This window comes from Flagellimonas olearia, assembly GCF_009184425.1.
In the GTDB taxonomy this organism is placed as follows: Bacteria; Bacteroidota; Bacteroidia; order Flavobacteriales; family Flavobacteriaceae; genus Flagellimonas; species Flagellimonas olearia.
In genome coordinates this window covers 1-354 of sequence record NZ_WELG01000115.1, presented here as the reverse complement: position 1 = coordinate 354, position 354 = coordinate 1, and the positions used below count along the sequence as shown (strand labels likewise).

General features: G+C 38.4%; 1 protein-coding gene. It reads right to left on the bottom strand.

The features are described from left to right. The coding region (locus F8C76_RS19970) for a S4 domain-containing protein (RefSeq protein ID WP_249042467.1) at positions 1–291 on the bottom strand (291 nt) is incomplete at its 3' end. Between the last annotated feature and the right edge of the window lie 63 nt (positions 292–354).

The following is a 354-nucleotide window of genomic DNA, read 5'->3' as shown; positions in this document are numbered from 1 at the left end:
TTTTTTCTCCAAGCTTTCATAAATCACGCGCCGTTTTAAGGGATCGTTTTTACTCACTAATTCGCCCTTTGGTTTGTGATAGACCAGCACGCTGAATTTTTTGTTTTTTAAGGGCTTGATGAGTCGTTTGTCTAAAAACACCTTGTCGTTTTCTTTAACCACGCTAGAAAGTTTGGCATGCTCATGATTGATTTTCACCCGCCCTTCTAAAACCAATTTTTCAGCCTCTCTTCTTGAGTGCTTGGTGTAATGGGCTAAAAACTGGTTGATCCTCAAGCTAAATCCCTCCACTCTAACCCTTTAAAATCGTCCTTAATCTTTTCATTTACCATTAAATCGCTTTGGATTTTGAAT